This window comes from Segatella copri (genome assembly GCF_024330485.1).
Classification (GTDB): Bacteria; Bacteroidota; Bacteroidia; order Bacteroidales; family Bacteroidaceae; genus Prevotella; species Prevotella copri_L.
Map to the genome: position 1 here is coordinate 1 of NZ_JANDWX010000081.1, position 2,223 is coordinate 2,223.

3 protein-coding genes are annotated in these 2,223 nt (G+C 44.5%); all 3 read right to left on the reverse strand.

Annotation, left to right across the window (positions count from 1 at the left end; translation table 11 throughout):
• Nucleotides 1-1,295: IS66 family transposase (locus NNC77_RS16345; protein ID WP_254970856.1), on the reverse strand; the 1,295-nt coding region annotated here is incomplete at its 3' end.
• A gap of 101 nt (nt 1,296-1,396) precedes the next feature.
• Nucleotides 1,397-1,744, reverse strand: a complete 348-nt coding sequence (gene tnpB, locus NNC77_RS16350) for an IS66 family insertion sequence element accessory protein TnpB (protein ID WP_118189835.1) — start codon at nt 1,742-1,744, stop codon at nt 1,397-1,399.
• Nucleotides 1,732-2,142: a hypothetical protein gene (locus tag NNC77_RS16355; protein WP_118189834.1), complete on the reverse strand. Its 411-nt coding sequence runs from the start codon at nt 2,140-2,142 to the stop codon at nt 1,732-1,734. Before NNC77_RS16355 ends, tnpB begins: the two co-directional genes overlap by 13 nt.
• Nucleotides 2,143-2,223: the final 81 nt, after the last annotated feature.

Below are 2,223 nucleotides of genomic sequence, written 5' to 3' on the forward strand. Positions count from 1 at the left end.
GCATTATATTCATTAAGGGCATAACCGACCGCCTGCGCCAAGGTAGACTTGGGCAGCAAATCCTTCCTGGAAGATATTTCCTCCAGTTTCTCCAATAAATCCTGTAAAATGTCCGGTGCGTATGACTGCCGATAGGCAAGATGGTCTTCAACGGTCCATCCATTTACCCCAGCCTTATGTTTTTTGTCTTCTCGATAAAATCTGTTGAGGATATCTACGACTTCCTGAGCATCCTTGTCTTCCTTGCCGCAGTCGACGAAGTCTCTCTTGACATGCTGCAGACAGGCGATTCTCATGATGTCCGGATAAGCATCCGACTCCAGTTTCCGGTAAGGAGCATATGCATCACTCTGTATAGTACCTTTATAATCTGAGAATACGTTAAGTATGACCTGCTCAGAGCGTGAACCATCCTCATATACGAAGAAGACAAGTCCCAGTTTAGGCGCACTTACAGCCCAGAGGTAGCCTTTCTTCGACCCCTTGTCCGTAGGCTTTGTCTTGGCTAACAGCACTTTATGGTATGTCTCGTCTGCCGAGACATAATCCTGCTGCAACACTACTTGGCAGATAGCCTTATAGAAGTTTTCCAGCACATCGGCACTTCTGGCAATCAGTTTGTTTGCCGTGGCTTTCCTTAACGTAAACCCATTGTCGGCAAAGTATTTGGTAATTCGCTCTACCGGCATGGAATAGATGTATCGCATCTGCAGGAGACCTGCTGCAAAGGAAGGTGAATAGGAAGAATTCAACAACAGAGCCGGCGGAGTTTTCCCCGGATACATGATACTTCCATCCGTATAAGTGTTGATGTGATACACGGTCTTGATGAATTTGATGGGTTCCATGCTGTAACGTATACAGGTACGAGTTCCGAAGAGACGCAACGTCTTCAAAAGCTCTGCATCCATGACTGGATCTATCGTAACATGCACCTCTTTCATCTCGTAATGCATGTCACGCTTGGCACCGTTGTTTTTGCGTGCCTTTCTCTTTTCGGCCTGCTCTTCTTTCTTCTTGTCAAATTCCTCCTGGGTCATCGAGTCTTGTGGATTCTTCTCCTGACGTTCGGACTTCTTGCCTGAAACGAGCTTGCCGAGTGCCTTGTTCTGACGATTCACCTTGCCGATGGCGATTCCTTTCTGGATGAGTAGTTCTTCTAATGACTTTATACGTTCAATGAGTTCGTTGACCTGCAGGGTCAGCGAACTCACTGTAGTATTAGCTTGCTGAAGTTGTTCGTTGGCAAGCTGAAGTTGTTCCTTCAAAAGTACTATAATTTCGTCCTTTGTCATAGTGCAAAGGTACGAAAAAATATCGAGATATGCAAGTATTCTTATATATTATTTTTAGCTATTTTATTGATATACAATATGTTAATATTTTCCTACCGCTACTATAGATTGAGTCTCTTTCTATATTTCATGCTTTTTAGGCAAATTCCGCTCATGATGGCCGATAGTGTCCTGTACGGCATTTTGCATTGTTTGTTCTTGGGGTCAAAGAATGGCAATTCAAAGGTTCCTCGCTCCAGTCGCTTCTGGTACAGCAAGAAACCATCGCCATCCCATTTGAGCATTTTTACCTGCTGGCGGTTCTTGGAGAAGAAGATGAAGACGGCACCACCGAGTGGCGGCAGCTCCATCTCCGTCCTCACAATCTGGTACAGACCATTTATGCCCATGTTCATTCGAACGTATCTCTGGCAGACATAGTACTGGGTACTCTCATTCAATCCAAACATACTGCATCCTCCTTCTCATAAAGTTTCATCAACGCCATAACAGACTTGGCACATCCTTTTTTAACGGAAACCAAAGTTCCATTTGGAAAGGTTATGTTTATGCCATAAAGGAGGTCTTCCATAGGAAGATCTATGGTAGGAGGTTCCATAGGCACGAACATCATGCCTGTACTTGATGCAGATGCTTCTGCTTTTTCTCTGCGGGCTGCCTCCTGGGCTTGGCGGATTTCCTTTTTGGCACGCAAAACAGAATATCCTTTTTCGCACATCCAGTTCTTCATGGTGCGATGATTTACATGTCTTTCCTTCAAGAAAGGGGTAAGTTGGGCCTTGGGATTTCGGTTCAGATAGACCAAGAAGGAATCCCAAGCCTTCTCATAACGTTCGTTTGCTGTCATAATTCATGTAATTTTAAAATTATGGTGCAAAGGTACGAACAAATGAGAAGACTACAATGGTATAAATGCGGAGCCGCTTAC

What these genes read in the sequence shown, in the direction of transcription:
- tnpB (WP_118189835.1), bottom strand. Translation starts at nt 1,744, where the DNA reads ATGTTTGGATTGAATGAGAGTACCCAGTACTATGTCTGCCAGAGATAC.
- NNC77_RS16355 (WP_118189834.1), bottom strand. Translation starts at nt 2,142, where the DNA reads ATGACAGCAAACGAACGTTATGAGAAGGCTTGGGATTCCTTCTTGGTC.